This is a genomic window from Janthinobacterium sp. HH102, assembly GCF_001758625.2.
Taxonomy (GTDB): domain Bacteria; phylum Pseudomonadota; class Gammaproteobacteria; order Burkholderiales; family Burkholderiaceae_D; genus Janthinobacterium.
In genome coordinates this window covers 1918952-1935926 of the sequence record NZ_CP062062.1, presented here as the reverse complement: position 1 = coordinate 1935926, position 16975 = coordinate 1918952, and the positions used below count along the sequence as shown (strand labels likewise).

Genomic DNA, 16975 nt, shown 5'->3' with positions numbered 1-16975 from the left:
ATTACCTTCCCGTGCCGGATGCCGGCATGCGTAACAGCAACCAGGCGCTGTCCCGATCCAGCGTGGGCATGGCTGGCGCACCGACACGCGCACTCAGTGCGCACAACATGAATGCCACGGCAACGGGGATGAACGCGTCAAACTGGCGCCCTTCATTGAACTGTCCCACCATAAAGGTCATGGTCAGCAAACACGGCAGGATAATCAGGCAGCGCCGCAGCGGCGCCGACGCATAGCGCCAGCCGCAGGCGGCCACGAGATACCACAGCAATAAAGGGCCAACGTTCTGTACCAGCGTACGCGGATGGTGCAGGAAGAGATTGATATTGTTGTCAATCTTGCCGCCCTCCCATGCCTGATGAGCTGGCAACACATAAAACATCAGTACGCGCACCAGGCCGTACAGCAGCAGTTGCAGCAAGATCCATCCCGCCAGCGAGCGCAGCTTCATCTGTCCAAGCAAGACAAAGCCGCTCGTCACGATCAGGAAAAGCGTTATCTCGTGATTGAACGTTCCCGCCACCAGCATCGCCACATAGGGCAGCATTTCACGGCGCAGCAGGTGGTAAAGGCAAAAGGAATAGACAAAAATAATACCGATATCGTAAAACGTGTAATAGGTGACCGTGGGCGCCCACATGCACAACACCAGAAACTGCGCCACGAAGGCCAGGTCTCGTCGGATGAAGAGAGCCGCAAAACGCCGGACCGACCACAGCATCAGCACAATGGCCAGTACCTGGGACCAGAGAAAACACTCGATAGCGCCCAGGCGGGGGAACAGGTACTGCAGGACCTGTGCCGGGAAAATGAACATGACGCGGTGCTGGAACGGCGGCGTACCTTTGAATGCCATAATGTCATCGATCATGTACCAGCTTTCCTGCGTGCCGAAACGCAGGAGCATTCCGGCAAACACTGCGGTGTAAATGGCGAACAACAGGTAGTCGAGCCCATCGTCGCTCTTTGCTGCGGGCCGATGCAAACGATACAGGAACACTGCGGCAGTGACGGTGAATGCCAGCCAAAGCAACAGGTAAAAGCTTACCAAGGCATCCATTTTCTGAATATAGAATGCCAGCGGGTGGCGGTCCGCGTGTCCCAGTACCTTATTGAGGACCGACCATGAGCGCCCGTCATAGGCCGCCTCCAGCAGTGCGTTTCCTGCCAAAAAATACCAGGAAAATACAGCCAGGGCACAGATGGAAAACGTGACGAACAAGAGACGAAGATGGGCTGGTTTCATTGTGGATTGCTAACAATACGATGACAACAATAAATTATTAAATATTTATTGTTATTGTTTCATGGTATATACAAAAAAGCAATAATTAAATCCCGGCCACTCATCCTTGATATTTGTTTTTTATCAATATTTAGAAAATGGAGCCGTGGCAGCATGCATGGCGCCCGGCGGCAACGCACAGGGCCTGCCTATTGCTTCCGGCATGGCAGCGCGATGCGCTGGCACCGACTCCTTAGAAACACTGCATGAAAGCGCCATTGCGGTGGCAGATGCGCCCGTTGGCATCGAGCGTGGCGTTGCCCGCGCCGTTGTAGCGCGCGCCGGCAGCGTCGCGGCAGCCGCCCGTGTCGCAGGCACCGATGGGCTGCGGCGCGCGCGGCATCGGCACGGCCGGGCTGGGCGGCAGCGGCGCCATGGGCACGACCGGTGGCGCTGGCTGGGCCGGCATGCGGCCGATCACCTGCGCCACGGAACGGCGCGGCTGCACGGGCGGCGCCGGGCGGCACGGTTCCACCGCGAGCTTGCCGCTGTCGCGCGGGTCGAGCTGGCACACGGGCAGTTGATCGGACGCAGCAGGTTCCTGCGCCCAGGCATCGCCGCCAGCGAGCAGCAGGGCGCCGGCCAGCGCCAGCATGGTTTTTGTCATCGTCTTCATGCCCCCTCCCCAAGCATCGATCATACCGCTTTCATTATTGGCACACACGGCGCCAGATGCCAGCGCGAGTAACACGCACACGCTGGCAGCCGCCATGTCCACGCTGCAACGGTGTTTTATTTCCTTTCAGCACTTTCCTTCTTGCCAGGCTGGCATTACAATAAGAACGATTCTTATTCTCATTCGCGGAATAGGAGCGCAGTTTATTGCATTTTCAATCATTCATACCCGAGCCACCCGGAAGGCAGCCAGGAAAAAACAACATCCGGAAAGTTCACCATGACCAAGCGCAGTCCCGCCTTCCTTCATCCTGTTACGACCCCCCGCCCCATCCATTGCGCCACTCTGCTTCTGCCCTGCCTGCTCTCCTTGGCCGTCAGCAGCGCCTGGGCCGAAGGCAATGTGGCCGCCGATCCCACCATGAACACGGTGGTCGTCACGGCATCGGGCACGGCCATCGACATCAAGGATGCGCCGGCCAGCATCAGCGTCATCACGCGCGAGGAAATCGAGCGCCAGCCCGTGTATGACTTGAATACCCTGCTGCGCCGCATCCCCGGCGTGACGGGCGGCACCAGCCCCGTGGGCGAAGAGTCGAAGATCAAACTGCGCGGCCTGCCAGACAAATACACCTTGATCCTCGTCGATGGCAAGCGCGTCGGCAGCTCGGCCGACACGGCCTACCGTCCCGACCTGGGCCGCCAGGACTTGAACTGGATCTCGCCCGACATGATCGAGCGCATCGAAGTGGTGCGCGGCCCCATGTCGTCGCTGTACGGCTCGGACGCCATGGGCGGCGTGATCAACATCATCACGCGCAAGGTGCCGGGCAAGTGGAACGGTTCGGCCACGGCCAACTACACGCAGCCGCAGGACAGCGGCCGCGGCACGGCGCACCAGTTGGGCGTGAACCTGGCCGGCCCCTTGTCGGACACGGTGGGCATGCGCCTGGGCGTGGGCCAGACGCGCCAGAATCCCGATGAAAAAGCGATAGGCAAATCGGGCGGCATCGGCGGCGAACGCAACCAGACTGTCTCGGGCCAGCTGAACTGGGCGCTGGACAAGAAGCAGAACCTGTCGCTGGACGCCAGCTACGGCAAGCAGCAATCGACGGATTCGACCACGCTCGACGCGGACGGCTACCCGCTGTTCGGCGCCTGGGGCGCGAGCAAACTGATACGCAAGAGCGCCAGCATCGGCTATGAAGGCCGCTGGGACTTCGGCAAGGCCGTGGTCAACCTGTACCACAACGATTTCGACAACGAAGTCGTCGGCACGGTGGCCAAATCCAAGGACAGCACGCTGGACGCCAGCCTGGAAAAACGGGTCGGCTGGGGCGGCATCGAGCAAATGCTGGTGATGGGCGGCCAGTGGAAGCACCAGGAATTGACGAACACGGACACCATCGGCACCGTGCCCACCGATTACCTGGGCAACCCCGTGAGCGGCGCCACCCTGTCCGGTACCACCTCGGCCCTGTTTGCGGAAGATCAGCTGTTCCTGCGCGACAACCTGACGGCCACGGCCGGCCTGCGTCTCGATCACCACAGCAAGTTCGGCAACCACTACAGCCCGCGCCTCTACCTCGTGTACCACCCGGCCCCCGCCTGGACCATCAAGGGCGGCATCTCGCAAGGCTTCCGCGCCCCCAGCCTGAAGGAAAACTCGCCGGCGGCGGCCACGCAGTCGGGCGGACGCGGTTGCGGCAGCCTCAAACCGCTCGGCTACATCACGGGCGGCTGCTACATGGCCGGCAATGCGGACTTGAAGCCGGAAACGAGCACGGCCGGCGAGATCGGCGTGGCGTGGGAACAGAATGGCTGGGACGTGGGCCTGACGTACTTCCACACGGATTTCAAGAACAAGATCGACTACGCGCCGCTGGGTTTTTACCAGAAGCAGTGGTGGACCAAAATGACGAATATCCAGAAAGCGCGCACCAGCGGCCTGGAAGCGACGGCGAATATCCCGCTGACGAAAAACCTGAACTGGCGTAACAACGTGACCTACATGGCCGAGGCGAAAAACCTGACCACGGGCGCCAACCTGCTGTCGACGCCGAAGCTGTCGTGGTATTCGGCGCTGGGCTGGCAAGTCAACGACCAGCTGTTCGGTGAAGTGTCGGCCCAGTACACGGGCAACGAACTCGACGCGGGCAAGCTGGCCGACAAGGCCTACACCATCGTCGACACCGTCGTGTCGTACAAGGTCACGCCCCAGTGGACGGTGCGCGGCGGCGTGCAAAACCTGTTCAAGAAGGGACCGATGGCCGATGGTCTGGTCGACTACTACGTGCCGGGACGCCGCATGTTCGTCGGCCTGACCTCACGGTTCTAATAACGGGGCGGCGGCGTATCGGGCGGCGGCGTGGCGGCATTCGCCGGGACGCTGCTCAGCATCTGCCCGGCGACGGGCACCTTGTGGCCGCTCGCATACATGCATTGCTGGTAGGCATTATCGTAGCGGCGCTGCATGCCATATGCGGAACTGTCCGCCGCGCCCGTGCCTGCCAGCGCGCCGAACAGCAAACCCGTGCCCGCGCCCACGCCGGCGCCATGGCCGCCATCAATGGCGGCGCCGGCCGCCGCACCGAGCACCGTACCCAGCGCCGCGCTGCGCACGCCGCTGTCGACGCTGGCCTGCTGCGCCGAACTGCCGCCCAACTGGCCTTGCGCATAGCCGCGGCACTGCAGATCGTCGCTGCGGAATTGTTCGAAACTCTTGCCCGTGCCGGGCAAGACCATGGCCGACGGCCCTTCCGGCATCACCGTGCAGGCAGCCAGCAGCAGCGGTGCCAGCAGGCCGGCACGCCCCATTAACGCTCTCGTATTCATGTTGACCTCCCCGTCAGCGCACGCTGGTCGGCAGCACGGCACGCCATGCCGTACTACAATTTTTCACGTAGGGATAATAGCCCTGCGGCCGCGCGCAGTAGTACCACATCTGCGCCGTCGGCTCGCCGCCCTGCTCGATGTACACGGGTGCCGGCTGCACCACCACCGTGCGCCCATACGGATAAGGATAGCCATACCACGGGTCGCCATACCACCCCGGCCCATAGCCATACCACAAGGGCGCTCCCACCCAGACGCCCACGTGCGAATGGCCATGAAAGTGGCCGTGATGGCCGTGGAAACCGCCGTGCCGGCCCGGCTCCGCCTGGGCCAACCCGGCAACACCGCCCAATATCAGCAACGCCAGCAGCGCGCCGCCCTTTCTGTTGATGCTGTCCATGACTTCCTCCCGCCTTCCCTGCCAGACTGTGAAGCTCACCTTTTCACTCCATTATTGGCAAGGTGCCGGCACAAGCAAAGGCGCAGTAACAATTGCTCACTTTTGATACGCCGAGGATATGGAGTGCAGGAAAGTTTCACCTGCAGAAAATGCAAACAGCCCCGCGGCGCGGGCCACGGGGCTGCATGGAGTGGCGCGGTCTATTGCGCCGGCAAGCTTTGCACCGGTGTCGCCGGCGCCAAGATGGGCGGCACGGGCGCGTGGACAGGTGCCGGCGCCTTGACGGCCAGCCAGCCCGTGGCCGGCAGCAGCGGCACCAGCAGCAGGGCCACGATATTGATGATCTTGATCAAGGGGTTCACTGCCGGTCCCGCCGTATCCTTGTACGGGTCGCCCACCGTGTCGCCCGTGACGGCCGCCTTGTGCGCGTCGGAACCCTTGCCGCCGAAATGGCCATCCTCGATGTATTTCTTGGCGTTGTCCCAGGCGCCGCCGCCCGTGGTCATGGAGATGGCCACGAACAGGCCCGTCACAATCGTTCCCATCAAGAGGCCGCCCAGCGCCGCCGGCCCCAGCAGCATGCCCACGACGATGGGCACCACGACGGGCAGCAAGGAGGGCACGATCATTTCGCGGATGGCCGACGCCGTCAGCATGTCGACGGCCTTGTCGTATTCGGGCCGCGCCGTGCCTTCCATGATGCCCTTGATGTCGCGGAACTGCCGGCGCACCTCGACCACCACGGCACCCGCCGCGCGGCCCACGGCTTCCATCGCCATGGCACCGAACAGGTACGGGATCAGGCCGCCGATGAACAGGCCGACGATCACCATCGGATTCGACAAATCGAAGGTGATGTGCTGGCCCACGGATTCGAGCGCATGCGTGTAGTCGGCGAACAGCACCAGCGCGGCCAGACCCGCCGAGCCGATGGCGTAGCCCTTGGTGACGGCCTTGGTGGTATTGCCGACGGCATCGAGCGGGTCGGTGATGGCGCGCACGGAGTCGGGCAAGCCCGACATTTCCGCGATGCCGCCCGCGTTATCGGTGATGGGGCCATACGCGTCGAGCGCGACGATGATGCCCGCCATCGACAGCATCGAGGTGGCCGCGATGGCGATGCCGTACAGGCCCGCCAGCTGGTACGAGACGAGGATGGCGACGCAGACGGCCAGCACCGGGTAGGCGGTGGACTTCATCGACACGCCCAGGCCGGCGATGATATTCGTTCCGTGGCCCGTCGTCGACGCTTCGGCGATGTGGCGCACGGGCTTGAAGTCCGTGCCCGTGTAGTACTCGGTGATGTACACCATCAGGCCCGTGAGGACGATGCCGACGACGGTGGCGCCCAGCATCTTGTAGCGCATGGCGTCGTCGGGCCACAGCAGCCACGTGACCACGGCAAAGCCCACCAGCGACAGGCCCGCCGCCCACCACAGGCCCGTGTACAGGGCCGACATGATCTTCTTCCCGGGTGCCGTCTTGACCATCGAGCAGCCGACGATGGAGGCGAGGATGGAAACGGCGCCCAGCAGCAGCGGATAGAGGATGGCCGTGCTGCTGGCCTCGGCCATCAGCAGCGCGCCCAGCAGCATGGTGGCGATCAGGGTCACGACATAGGTTTCGAACAGGTCGGCCGCCATGCCGGCGCAGTCGCCCACGTTGTCGCCCACGTTGTCGGCGATGACGGCCGGGTTGCGCGGATCGTCCTCGGGAATGCCGGCCTCCACCTTGCCCACCAGGTCCGCGCCCACGTCGGCGCCCTTGGTGAAAATGCCGCCGCCCAGACGCGCGAAGATGGAAATGAGCGAGGCGCCAAAGGCCAGGCCGATCAAGGGCTTGATCAGGTCATGCTGGGTCAGGCCTGGCGCGCCCGTCGTCACCAGCAGCCAGTAGAACAGGGTCACGCCCAGCAAGCCCAGACCCACGACCAGCATGCCGGTGATCGCTCCGCCCTTGAAGGCCACGTTCAATGCCTGATTGATGCCCAGGGTGGCCGCCTGCGCCGTGCGCACATTGGCCCGCACCGAGACATTCATGCCGATGAAGCCGCAGGCGCCCGACAGCACGGCGCCGATCAGAAAGCCCAGCGCCGTGTGCAGGCCGAGCAGCACATAGATGGCGATCAGCAGCGCCACGCCGACGATGGCGATGGTGCGGTACTGGCGCGCCAGGTAGGCGGCCGCGCCCTGCTGGATGGCCAGCGCGATTTCCTGCATGCGCGCGTTGCCGGGATCCTGGCGCAGGATCCAGCTGCGCGACACCAAACCATAGATGACTGCGACCACGCCGCAGGCTACCGCAAACCACAAACTGGCTGCCATATCGTCCCCTTCTGTTTTTATCCGACGTCATTGCCGACAGCTGCAGACCGCACCGGGTAGGCGCGCGCAGCCAGGAAAACACGACCTGCAAAAAACTTCAACTACGAAAACGTAAGACATACAGCCATGCTTGCAGTCTGCCTGAAAAGCGGGCACAAAAAAAGCGGACACTGAGGTCCGCTTTTCAATACTGCTTATTCCGCCAGGGCGGCAAATGCGCTGTCGCGGATTTGCTCGACCGGACCGACGCCGGCGATGCGGCGGTATTTCGGCGCGCCTGGCAGGCCGGATTTGGCCCAGTCGTTGTAGTAACCGAGCAAGACCTTGGTCTGGTTGTGGTACACGTCCAGGCGCTTCTTGACCGTTTCCGCCTTATCGTCGTCGCGCTGGATCAGCGGCTCGCCCGTGATGTCGTCGACGCCGTCGACCTTGGGCGGATTGAATTTGACGTGGTAGACGCGGCCCGAACCCGGGTGGCTGCGGCGGCCGTCCATGCGCTCGATGATCGACTCATCCGGCACGTCGATTTCCAGCACGTAGTCGACATTGATGCCGGCATCCTTCATGGCGTCCGCTTGCGCGATGGTGCGCGGGAAGCCGTCGAACAGGTAGCCATTGGCGCAATCGGCTTCCTGCAGGCGGTTCTTGACCAGGCCGATCATGATGTCGTCCGACACGAGGCCGCCCGCATCCATGACTTTCTTAGCTGCCAGGCCCAGTTCGGTGCCTTCCTTGATCGCCGCGCGCAGCATGTCGCCCGTGGAGATTTGTGGAATATTGTATTTTTCTTTGATGAAGTTAGCTTGGGTGCCCTTGCCGGCACCGGGTGCTCCTAAAAGTATCAGACGCATTGAAAAGTTCCTAAAAAACAGATTTTGGATGGTGGTATGTGTAATTATTTTTAGATGATGTTGCTATGGCTATCTTTCCCTACGAAACTTACCACAAAAAATCCCCGGAACGCCAGTTTGCTGTCGAATTGCTATGCCCTGATTGATCAAAGCCAGCAATTAGCGAAGCAGGTGTTTCAAAATGTGGTTTTTTGTGGCAGGCCCCGCATAAAGTTTTTCTCGCGCACGCACGGCGCCTGAAAAACGTTCAGGGCAAGGCAGCCATGGACGTTTTCTCAGGTGGCGTGGCGGTAGTGCGCCTGCACGCGTTCCAGATCTTCCGGCGTGTCCACGCCGGCGGCCGGGGCCGAGTCCGTGACGTGCACGGCGATGGCGTAACCGTGCCACAGCACGCGCAACTGCTCCAGCGCCTCGATCGCTTCCAGCGGCGACGCGGAGAGCGTGGGATACGTTTGCAAAAATGCATTGCTGTACGCATACAGGCCGATATGGCGCAAGGGCACGTAGCCGGCCGGCAAGCTGTCTTTCGACTGGGCAAAGCCGTCGCGGTGCCAGGGGATGGTGGCGCGCGAAAAATACAAGGCACGGTTTGCCTTGTCCAGCACCACCTTGACGACATTCGGATTGAAGGCCTCAAGCACGTCATGCAGCGGATGGGCGCACGTGGCCATGGGGACTGCGGCGCTGATCTGTGCCGCGCAGGCGGCCAGCAGGGCCGGATCGATCAGCGGTTCATCGCCCTGCAGGTTGACGACGACGGCGTCCGGCGGCAACGCGAGCGTAAGCGCCACTTCGGCGATGCGGTCCGTGCCCGACGGATGCTCGGCAAGCGTCATGCACACTTCCACGCCATGCGCGGCGCAGGCGTCGCGGATCGATGCATGGTCGGTGGCGACGATGACGCGCGCGGCGCCGGACAGGACTGCCTGCTCGGCCACGCGCACCACCATGGGCTTGCCGCCCAGGTCGGCCAGCGGCTTGCCCGGCAGGCGGGTCGAAGCCAGGCGGGCCGGGATGATGACGATGAACGCCATCGTTATTCCACTGCGTCTTGCAGGGTGCGCGCTTCGTCCGCCCACATGATGGGGATGCCATCGCGGATAGGATAGGCGAGGCGGTCGGCGCGGCAAATCAGTTCCTGCGCCTTCTTATCGTGTTCAAGCGGACCCTTGCAAACAGGGCAGACCAGGATATCAAGCAGTCGAGCGTCCACGACATTTCTCCACAATTTGTTGGGCCAGCGCGCTATCGATGCGCGCACTGACGGGGACGACCCACAGTCTCGGGTCGTCTTTGAGATATTCAATTTGCGCACATTTTACTGCATCCTTCTCGGTGATCAAGATCACATCCGTGTCGAGGGCAGCAAATGGCTGGTCGAGAAAGTCGTGATGGTCGGGCAAGGGCAGTTCCGCGAAGTCCAGTCCGGCCCCGCGCAGCATGGCAAAGAAACGCCGGGGGTTGCCGATGCCGGCCGCCGCCACAATGCGCTGGCCGCCGGCCGCCAGGGTTTCAAGCGGCATGCGTTCGCTGCGGTCCGTCAAGCGCTCAGCCACCCCGCCATCGAGCCGCATCTGCACCACCAGGCCGCCCTTGGGCGCGACCTGGTCCACCAGCACCGGCGCCAGCTCGGGCGCATTGATCACCGTCACGTCGCGCCGGCGGCGCGGCGATTCGCGCAAGGGGCCGGCCGGCAGCAGCCAGCCATTGCCCGCGCCGCGGCCGTCGAACAGCACGATTTCCACGTCGCGCCGCAAGGCGTAATGCTGCAAGCCGTCGTCCGTGACGAGCACGTCGACGTCCGGGTGCGCGGCCAGCAGCGCCCTGCCCGCTTGCGCGCGGTCGCGCCCCACTATCACGGGGCAGCCGCCGCGCTGGAAGATCAGCAGCGGCTCGTCGCCCACCTGCTGCGGCGTGGAAGCAGCCGTGACGGCGCGCGGCGAACGGTCGGCGCTGCCATGGCCGCGCGAAATGACGCCCGGGCGCATGCCCGCGTCGCGCAAGGCTTGCACCAGCCAGATCGTCAGCGGCGTCTTGCCCGTGCCGCCGATAAAGATATTGCCGACGACGACGACGGGCACGGGCAGGCGCGCGGATTTGATGATGTTGGCGCGATACAGGCCGCGCCGCACGGCGCTCAGGGCGCCGAACAGCAGCGAGACGGGCCACAGCGCGCACGCCAGCGGCCCGCGCGTCAGCCAGGCGCGGGTCAATGTGGTTTCAAGCTTGGCGGGGGAGGATGTGGGCATGAAGGAAGACGTAAAAATGGTGTAGGTCGGATTAGCCGCGCCGCCAGGCGCAGCGTAATCCGACATGCTCGGCTGCGGCTTGTGTCGGCTTACGCCGTTCCGGCTAAGCCGACCTACTTGCTGCTGCCCGCCTGCGCCGCAAACGTCAGCTTTTCATAGCCGGCCAGGCGCGCCGCTTCCATCACGTGGATGACCATCTGGTGCATGGCGAACTGGTCGGCGTTGACCACGACCACGGGCGTCTGCGCGGGCGCCTTGCCGCCGTTGGCCGCCTTGGCCGCGTTCTGCAGGGCGTCGGCCAGGCCGGCCACGTCGCGGAACGATATGGGTTCGCGGTTGACCGTGTAATTGCCCTTGGCATCGATGGTGACGTCGATCTGCTGCGGCTTCTCCTTGGCTTGCTCGGCGTCGGCCGTCGGCAAGGTGATCTGCAGCTCCGTAAACTTGCTGTAGGTGGTGCTGACCATGAGGAAGATCAGGATCACCAGCAGCACGTCGATGAACGGGATCAGGTTGATTTCGGGGTCTTCACGCCCCTTGCCTTTGCGGAAGTTCATTTGCGACCACTGTGGACGATGTCGACGAACTTGACGGCTTGCTGCTCCATGTCAATGACGAAACTGTCGACGAGGGCGCGGAAATGGCGGTAGAAGACGAGGGTCGGCATGGCGATGGCCAGGCCGAAGCCCGTGTTATACAGGGCCACCGAGATACCGTGGGCCAGCTGGGCGGGATTCGAGCCGCTGGCGTTTTGCGAACCGAAGATTTCGATCATGCCCACCACCGTGCCGAACAGGCCCATCAGCGGGGCCAGGGTGGCGATGGTGCCCAGGGTCGTCAGGAACCGCTCCAGCGTGTGGGCCACGCCGCTGCCCGCCTCTTCGATCGATTCCTTCATCACTTCGCGCGGCGCATCGACGTTGCGCAAGGCGGCGGCCAGCACCACGCCCAGCGGCGAATTATCTTCCAGCTTGGCCACCGTGTCCGGCGTGATCTTGCCGCTGCGATATACCTGCACCACTTCATCGAACAGCTTGCGTGGCAATATCTTGGCGCGTCGCAAATACAGCAGGCGCTCGATGATCAGGGCCAGGGCGACGATGGAAGCGATCAACAACAGCCAGATGGGCCAGCCAGCGGCTTGAAATATAGCGAGCAAAAGAAACTCCTGGTAAAGGGAAGGCGATGGACCGCCCGGACAGCCTGTATTGTACCGAGCGCCGAAGACCGATGGCACGTGCGCGCAGGAATGGCGCAATGTAGCGCGTTGCCGCGCCGGCGGCAAGTGGCGGCTGCATGGTACTTGTCCACACGGCGCGGCGGGCCGCTGCTCCAGCGCACAGTTTTGCACACTTTGTGTGGATAAGATTGTGAGCAAGCATGAAGTCCAGCACGCAAGCCCTTGATTTTCATGAAGAATATCGTGCTGCGCAAAATACAGGCATAGCAGCTTATCGACAGTAGTCAATGTCAATAAATTAATACTTGCAGAGTTCTGCACATTTACTGTGGACAAGATTGTGCGCAAAGCCGTGCAATTCATCTAAGTAATTGATTTTAAACAAAATTAAATCAATGAGTAAAAAAGTGGCAGGCAGCGCGCAATCGGCGGCAGAAGGAGCGTCAAAGTTCTGCACACAATCTGTGGACAAGATTGTGCGCAAGCTCAAAGATAAACGCTAAGTACATTGATTTATATCGTTTTTATTGCCGTGCATAAAAATGTAGCAAGGGCTGAAAAGCTGGGTTTTCAGCGTCCGATTTGACTTCAAAAACGCAGTTTTCCACCGCGAAGCCAGTTTCACACATAAAGTGTGGATAAGATTGTGAGCAAGCCGATTGACTCCATGCAAGAGCATTGATTTTAAAGGAGTTTTTTTCAATGCTAAAAAATAAGGCAGCGCAAGCGCCTACTCACGCCCTGGAAAACCCGGAGAAAAGACGAAACGATTTATGCGGTTTTGCACATATTCTGTGGATAAGATTGTGAGCAAGGCGCACGACTGCACGCTAGACCCTTGATCTATATGGCTATTTTTATGCTGCGCAAAATTCAGGCAAGCCATGCCATGGGCATTCCGCTGGCTAAATCCGCTGCCGTGCCAGAGTTCTGCACATTTTTTGTGGATAAGATTGTGCGCAAGGCCATGCATGGCATACTAAGCACTTGATTCCTATACACTTTATTTCCGTGCGCAAAAATGTAGCAAGGCATTTTTCTTCACCGAAAGCAGCCTGCCCGGCCATGTTTGTCCAAGGCAAAAAGTTCCGCACACTTTCTGTGGATAACTTTGTGCGTAAGTGGCAGGGGCTGCACTGATGTGCTTGATATTAAAGGATTTTTTCCCTGTGCACGCAAATCAGGCATGCGGGAATTCTGCATGAAATCAATTACTTAGAAATAGATCTTGTTGTTTTGCACGATATATGACATAAGCATGACCTCGCCGATAATATGTGGACAGCTTTCTTCTTTCCCCTTGCCTGATGATGAACGACACCCCGACTGACAGCGGCTTTGCCGCCCCGCCCGTGCTGACCGTCAGCGCCCTGAACCAGGCCGTCGCGCGCCTGCTCGAGCGCTCGTTCCCCCTGACCTGGATCGCCGGCGAGATTTCCAACTTCACGCGCGCCGCTTCCGGCCACTGGTATTTCACCTTGAAGGACGATGGCGCCCAGGTGCGCGCCGTGATGTTCCGCGGCCGCGCCCAGTTTGCCGGCTTCACGCCGCGCGAAGGCGACAAGGTGGAAGTGCGCGCCCTCGTCACCCTGTACGGCGCGCGCGGCGATTACCAGATCAACGTGGAAGCCATTCGCCGCGCCGGCGTGGGCGCCCTGTACGAAGCGTTCCAGCGCCTGAAGGAAAAACTGGCCGCGCAGGGCCTGTTCGACCAGGAACGCAAGCGCGCCATCCCCATGTTCGCGCGCAGCATCGGCATCGTCACCAGCCCGCAGGCGGCCGCCCTGCGCGACGTGCTGATCGCGCTCAAGCGCCGCGCGCCGCACGTGGGCATCATCCTGTATCCCACGCCCGTGCAGGGCCAGCAGGCGCCGGAAAAAATCGCGCACGCGATCCGCACGGCATCAGCCAGGGCCGAGTGCGACGTTCTGCTGGTGTGCCGTGGCGGCGGCAGCATCGAGGATTTATGGTCGTTCAACGATGAAGCCGTGGCGCATGCGATCGCCGACTGTTCCATGCCCGTGATCAGCGGCGTGGGCCACGAGACGGATTTCACCATCGCCGACTTCGCAGCCGACCTGCGCGCGGCCACGCCGACGGCGGCGGCCGAACTGGCGGCCACGCCGCGCGCCGACTGGATGGCTTCCCTGCGCGCCGACGCAACGGACTTGCGCCGCGCCATGCGCCGCCGCCTCGACGACGCGGCGCAAACCCTGGACCGCCATAGCCGCCGCCTGCTCAACCCGAAGGCGCAGCTGCAGCAGCAGCGCCTGCAGCTGCTGGCCCTGTCCACGGCCATGACGCATGCGGCGCGCGCGCCCGTGAAGCAGTCGCAGTACGCACTGGAACGCCTGCGCAACCGCTGGGCCGCCTTGCGGCCCGACGTCACTGCGCCGCGCGCGCGCCTGGTGGAAGCGCAGCGGCGCGGCGGCGCGGCCATGGCGCAGCTGCTCAGCCAGCGGCGCCACCGCCTCGACGGCCTGGCGGCGCAGCTGGAGCTGTTGAATCCCCAGCGCACCCTGGAACGCGGCTATGCCATCCTGCGCGACGAAAAAGGCGCCATCGTGCGCTCGCCGGCGCAACTGCAGGCGCGCCAGAACGTCAACGTGCGCCTGGCCGAAGGCAGCGCGCAGATCGGCATCGCCAGCGTGCAGGCAACTCTGGAATAAGCGCTGGAATAAAAAAGGCCGGGGAAGCTCCCCGGCCCAACACCTTCCCCTACTGAGTGGACTGCGACTGCAACTGCTCTTTCACACTACCTCATCAAAACTTCATCGACACGCGCGCGCCAAACGTGCGCGGCGCGTTGTAGAAGGCGCCGTAGATCTGCTGCGTCGGCTGGCACGGCATGCCCACGTCCGTGCAGATTTCATTGACGTCCAGCTTGACCGCCTTGTCGGTGGCGTTCTGCACGAACGCTTCCACCGTGTACGCCTTGTTCGCCGGCTGGAAGCGCAGGCTCAGGTCCAGGGTCGTGTAGGCTTCCTGGCGCTTGACGCCCGCATGGCCCGGCACGTCGCCGTTGAATGCGCCCGCGCCCACGTACGACATGGTTTCATAATGCACCGAAGCGCGCGGCGTGAGCTGGCCGCCGGCCACCGTGAAATCATGCTCGTACTGGACGGTGGTGGAAAACTTCGGCGCGTGCTTCATGGTGCTGCCGCCCACGTTCACCAGCGGCGCCGTCGAGCCGCAGGACTGACCATTCGCGCGCGCCGCATCGACGTCGCACGACATGAAGTCGTCATACACGGCCTTGAGCCAGGTGGCGTTGCCCGTCAGGCGGTCGACCTTCGTCGGCCGCCACACCCATTCCGCTTCCAGGCCCTTGACGGTGGCGCCGGCCGCATTGAAGTTGGCGAGCACGCTGTTGACCACCTGCGATTCGAGCTTGTCCTTGTACTTCATCAGGAAGGCATCGAGGTTCAGGGTCAGTTCGCGGTTCAGCAAGTCCGACTTGAAGCCGATTTCATAGCTGGTCAGCTTTTCCGGCTTGGTGGTGGCGCCGCCGTCGCCGATGGCCGGCGAATGGAAGCCCGTCGTCACGGAGCCAAACAGCAGAATGTCCGGCCGCAGCTTGTACTCGATGCGGCCCAGCCAGGTGGCCTGGCCGTATTTCAGGTCGGCCGTATTGTCGCCCGGCGTATTGCCGCAGGCGGCCGCCGTGATGGCGCCGCCGGGCCCGATATTGTGCGTGTTGGCCAGGCCCGTGCCCGGCGTGACCAGCTGGCGCAGCTGGTCGGCGGTCAGCACGGTGGTGCCCAGCGGCGTGTTCGCGGGCCAGTTCGGGCACGCCCAGTTCTGGCCGCCGACGTCGAATTTATGGTCTTTCGTGTAGCGCGCGCCTGCCGTCAGCTTGATCTGGTCCGTCAGCTGCTGGCTGACCTGGCCGAACACGGCTTTCGATTTGAGCTGGCGGTCGCCCTGGATGAAGGACATGGACGAGGCATACTGGCCCACGGTGGGCTGCACGAAAATCACGGCGCCGTTGGCGATATCCTGCTGCACGGCCGCCTGCGAAATCTGGCTGCGGTCGATATCGAAGCGCACCTTGTTCTTTTCATTGAACAGGAACAGGCCGGCCACCCACTGGAACGGCGCATCGTCGTCCGAGCGCGCCTGCAGTTCGTGCGAATAGCTGTCGAACTGCGCCCAGTCGGTGCGGTTTTCCGACTTGAAGCCGGGGAACAGCCCCGCATCGGCATCGTTGCTGTTCTGGCGCTTGTAGCGGCTCCAGCTGCCCAGGTACGTGAAGTCCAGCGCATCCGTCGGCTTGTAATTGAGCTTGCCCTTGTAGGTCAAAATCGACTGGTCCAGGGTGCCCGGCGTGTCGATCAGGGCCGAGCGCAGCTTCTCGCCCGTTTTCGGTTCCGCCGCCAGGTAGACGTTGCCGGCGCCCTGGTCGAGGAAGTAGTCGGCGATGAAGGTGCCGCGCAACTGCGGCGTGAACTTCCACAGCAGCGAGGCGCGCACGCCCATCTGGTCGCCGGCGCCATACTTGGCCGTGCCCGGCATGACGTTCGAGCCGCGGCGGAAGTCCACCGTGCCGTCGTGGCTATCCTTGATGGCGGCGATGCGCAGCGCCACGTCGTCGGAAAACGGAATGTTGATCATGCCCTGCGTCTGCAGGTGGCGGTAGTCGCCGACGGTGATGCCGGCCGAGCCCATGAACTTCGATGTGTTTGGCGCGGCGGAGACGAGATTGACGGCGCCGGCCGTCGAATTGCGGCCGTTCAGGGTGCCCTGCGGTCCACGCGCCACCTCGACGTGGCTCAAGTCGTACATCAGCGCCGTGGCGCCCTGGGGACGCGGCGAATACACGCCGTCGACATAGAAGGCGACGGCCGGGTCGCCCAGCTCCGTGTGGTTGGCCGAGCCCACGCCGCGCATGTAGACGTGCACGCCGCCCGAGTCGCCATGCTGCTCGACGACGAGGCTGGGCACCATGGTGGCCAGCGACGCCAGATCCTTGACCTGATTGTTTTGCAGGGTGTCCTGGTTGAAGGCGGTGACGGCCAGCGGCGTCTCCTGCACGAAGGTATTGCGGCGCGTGGCCGTGACGACGATGCGGTCCATCTGTTCGGCTGCCGGTTTTGCCGCGTCCGTGGCTGCAGCCTCCTGGGCCATGGCGGCGCCGCTGCCCAGCAAGATGAACTGGGCGAAGGTCGCATGCGCCAGGCTGAGGGCGATGGTATTGCGTTTGAGCTGTTGCATTGTTGTTGTCTCCTGTACCGCT

At 62.6% G+C, this 16975-nt stretch carries 15 protein-coding genes; 3 read left to right on the top strand and 12 right to left on the bottom strand.

Annotated features, from left to right (window positions below; translation table 11 throughout):
- Position 1: 1 nt before the first annotated feature.
- Together JAB4_RS08850 and JAB4_RS08845 are read right to left on the bottom strand one after the other, a co-directional pair.
- Positions 2-1246 (bottom strand): hypothetical protein, encoded by a 1245-nt coding sequence (locus tag JAB4_RS08850; protein ID WP_139143015.1) that lies wholly within the window; start codon positions 1244-1246, stop codon positions 2-4.
- A gap of 232 nt (positions 1247-1478) precedes the next feature.
- Complete coding sequence (locus JAB4_RS08845) at positions 1479-1901, bottom strand: hypothetical protein (protein WP_070224606.1); 423 nt, start codon at positions 1899-1901, stop codon at positions 1479-1481.
- Between the two features lie 279 nt (positions 1902-2180).
- Between JAB4_RS08845 and JAB4_RS08840 the strand changes: the two genes are divergently transcribed.
- Positions 2181-4238, top strand: coding sequence for a TonB-dependent receptor (locus JAB4_RS08840; RefSeq protein ID WP_070224607.1), 2058 nt, complete (start codon positions 2181-2183; stop codon positions 4236-4238).
- Here the strand turns inward: JAB4_RS08840 and JAB4_RS08835 are convergent.
- The 9 genes from JAB4_RS08835 to JAB4_RS08795 all read right to left on the bottom strand — a co-directional run bounded on the left by JAB4_RS08835 (position 4235) and on the right by JAB4_RS08795 (position 11718).
- Positions 4235-4735, bottom strand: coding sequence for a glycine zipper family protein (locus tag JAB4_RS08835; protein ID WP_070224608.1), 501 nt, complete (start codon positions 4733-4735; stop codon positions 4235-4237). The two genes, JAB4_RS08840 and JAB4_RS08835, sit on opposite strands and share 4 nt — an antisense overlap.
- A gap of 13 nt (positions 4736-4748) precedes the next feature.
- A complete protein-coding gene (locus tag JAB4_RS08830; RefSeq protein ID WP_070224609.1) occupies positions 4749-5135 on the bottom strand; it encodes a hypothetical protein in 387 nt (128 codons plus the stop codon).
- A 200-nt stretch (positions 5136-5335) separates the two neighbouring features.
- On the bottom strand, positions 5336-7459 hold the full coding sequence (locus tag JAB4_RS08825) for a sodium-translocating pyrophosphatase (RefSeq protein WP_070224610.1): 2124 nt from the start codon (positions 7457-7459) through the stop codon (positions 5336-5338).
- A gap of 194 nt (positions 7460-7653) precedes the next feature.
- The gene (gene adk, locus JAB4_RS08820) at positions 7654-8310 is read right to left on the bottom strand and encodes an adenylate kinase (protein ID WP_070224611.1); all 657 of its coding nucleotides are present in this window, start codon (positions 8308-8310) and stop codon (positions 7654-7656) included.
- 275 nt (positions 8311-8585) lie between these two features.
- Entirely contained in the window at positions 8586-9344 is a 759-nt protein-coding gene (gene kdsB / locus JAB4_RS08815) for a 3-deoxy-manno-octulosonate cytidylyltransferase (RefSeq protein ID WP_070224612.1), read from the bottom strand.
- A gap of 2 nt (positions 9345-9346) precedes the next feature.
- Positions 9347-9523 (bottom strand): Trm112 family protein, encoded by a 177-nt coding sequence (locus tag JAB4_RS08810; protein ID WP_010395789.1) that lies wholly within the window; start codon positions 9521-9523, stop codon positions 9347-9349.
- Complete coding sequence (lpxK, locus tag JAB4_RS08805) at positions 9504-10559, bottom strand: tetraacyldisaccharide 4'-kinase (RefSeq protein ID WP_070224644.1); 1056 nt, start codon at positions 10557-10559, stop codon at positions 9504-9506. Before lpxK ends, JAB4_RS08810 begins: the two co-directional genes overlap by 20 nt.
- Before the next feature lie 113 nt (positions 10560-10672).
- Positions 10673-11116 carry a biopolymer transporter ExbD gene (locus JAB4_RS08800; protein ID WP_070224613.1) on the bottom strand — a complete coding sequence of 148 codons (444 nt, stop codon included), beginning with the start codon at positions 11114-11116 and terminating at the stop codon, positions 10673-10675.
- Positions 11113-11718, bottom strand: a complete 606-nt coding sequence (locus tag JAB4_RS08795) for a MotA/TolQ/ExbB proton channel family protein (RefSeq protein WP_070224614.1) — start codon at positions 11716-11718, stop codon at positions 11113-11115. The genes JAB4_RS08800 and JAB4_RS08795 overlap by 4 nt, the downstream gene beginning before the upstream one ends.
- 880 nt (positions 11719-12598) lie before the next feature.
- On the opposite strand from JAB4_RS08795, the gene JAB4_RS30920 reads away from it, so the two are divergent.
- Both JAB4_RS30920 and xseA read left to right on the top strand, forming a co-directional pair.
- A complete protein-coding gene (locus JAB4_RS30920; RefSeq protein WP_265334726.1) occupies positions 12599-12730 on the top strand; it encodes a hypothetical protein in 132 nt (43 codons plus the stop codon).
- 316 nt (positions 12731-13046) lie between these two features.
- The gene (gene xseA / locus JAB4_RS08790) at positions 13047-14408 is read left to right on the top strand and encodes an exodeoxyribonuclease VII large subunit (protein ID WP_070224615.1); all 1362 of its coding nucleotides are present in this window, start codon (positions 13047-13049) and stop codon (positions 14406-14408) included.
- Positions 14409-14502: 94 nt separating this feature from the next.
- On the opposite strand, the gene JAB4_RS08785 is transcribed toward xseA, so the two are convergent.
- Complete coding sequence (locus JAB4_RS08785) at positions 14503-16953, bottom strand: TonB-dependent receptor (RefSeq protein ID WP_070224616.1); 2451 nt, start codon at positions 16951-16953, stop codon at positions 14503-14505.
- Positions 16954-16975 lie beyond the last annotated feature (22 nt).

Bases quoted from the DNA above. Each gene is read 5' to 3' on its own strand.
- JAB4_RS08835 (WP_070224608.1), bottom strand. From the start codon at position 4,735: ATGAATACGAGAGCGTTAATGGGGCGTGCCGGCCTGCTGGCACCGCTG.
- JAB4_RS08800 (WP_070224613.1), bottom strand. From the start codon at position 11,116: ATGAACTTCCGCAAAGGCAAGGGGCGTGAAGACCCCGAAATCAACCTG.
- adk (WP_070224611.1), bottom strand. From the start codon at position 8,310: ATGCGTCTGATACTTTTAGGAGCACCCGGTGCCGGCAAGGGCACCCAA.
- JAB4_RS08830 (WP_070224609.1), bottom strand. From the start codon at position 5,135: ATGGACAGCATCAACAGAAAGGGCGGCGCGCTGCTGGCGTTGCTGATA.
- JAB4_RS08785 (WP_070224616.1), bottom strand. From the start codon at position 16,953: ATGCAACAGCTCAAACGCAATACCATCGCCCTCAGCCTGGCGCATGCG.
- JAB4_RS08845 (WP_070224606.1), bottom strand. From the start codon at position 1,901: ATGAAGACGATGACAAAAACCATGCTGGCGCTGGCCGGCGCCCTGCTG.
- JAB4_RS08850 (WP_139143015.1), bottom strand. From the start codon at position 1,246: ATGAAACCAGCCCATCTTCGTCTCTTGTTCGTCACGTTTTCCATCTGT.
- JAB4_RS30920 (WP_265334726.1), top strand. From the start codon at position 12,599: ATGCTGCGCAAAATTCAGGCAAGCCATGCCATGGGCATTCCGCTGGCT.
- JAB4_RS08840 (WP_070224607.1), top strand. From the start codon at position 2,181: ATGACCAAGCGCAGTCCCGCCTTCCTTCATCCTGTTACGACCCCCCGC.
- kdsB (WP_070224612.1), bottom strand. From the start codon at position 9,344: ATGGCGTTCATCGTCATCATCCCGGCCCGCCTGGCTTCGACCCGCCTG.
- xseA (WP_070224615.1), top strand. From the start codon at position 13,047: ATGATGAACGACACCCCGACTGACAGCGGCTTTGCCGCCCCGCCCGTG.
- lpxK (WP_070224644.1), bottom strand. From the start codon at position 10,559: ATGCCCACATCCTCCCCCGCCAAGCTTGAAACCACATTGACCCGCGCC.
- JAB4_RS08825 (WP_070224610.1), bottom strand. From the start codon at position 7,459: ATGGCAGCCAGTTTGTGGTTTGCGGTAGCCTGCGGCGTGGTCGCAGTC.